Source organism: Nocardioides korecus (assembly GCF_054778395.1).
In genome coordinates this window covers 1-583 of the sequence record NZ_BAAGZO010000046.1, presented here as the reverse complement: position 1 = coordinate 583, position 583 = coordinate 1, and the positions used below count along the sequence as shown (strand labels likewise).

Sequence of the window (583 nt, the reverse complement as noted above, 5' to 3'; positions counted from 1 at the left end):
ATACCAGCCATAGAGAATAAACAAATAGCTAGACTTAATCCAAGTAAAGGATTTGCTTGTAATTGACCTTTTAATTGGTTAATATATTGAACAGGTGAATAAGTAGATAATCCTTTAGTTTGTAATAAATATCCAAATGCAATTAAAATGAAGAATACATTTACATTTGTTAATGAATATTGTACTAGATAGAATAAGAATGATTCTACTGATTCTTCACTATTAATAGCTAATGCTAATAATAAGAATCCAACATGAGAAATAGTACTAAATGCAAATAATCGTTTAATTCTATATTGAGCTAAACCTCCAACAGTACCAATAATTAGTGATAATAGAGAACTAATTAATAATAAATATGTCCATGAAGACCAGTTACCTAATTGAGTAAATCCTTGGAATTCTAAGATGAATACTAATAAAGATACTTTAGGCATAGTTGTTAACCAAGCTGTTACTACTGTAGGTACTCCATCATAAACATCTGGAGCCCAACTATGGAATGGAGCTGCAGATACTTTGAATAATAGACCTACAACAATTAATAATACACTAATTTCAATAGCATGGTTTGCAGTTGTAG

1 protein-coding gene is annotated in these 583 nt (G+C 29.0%); it reads right to left on the bottom strand.

The features are described 5' to 3' along the window. A partial coding sequence (locus ACYVDA_RS20775) for a proton-conducting transporter transmembrane domain-containing protein (RefSeq protein WP_460820444.1) occupies nt 1-583 on the bottom strand: 583 nt, incomplete at both ends.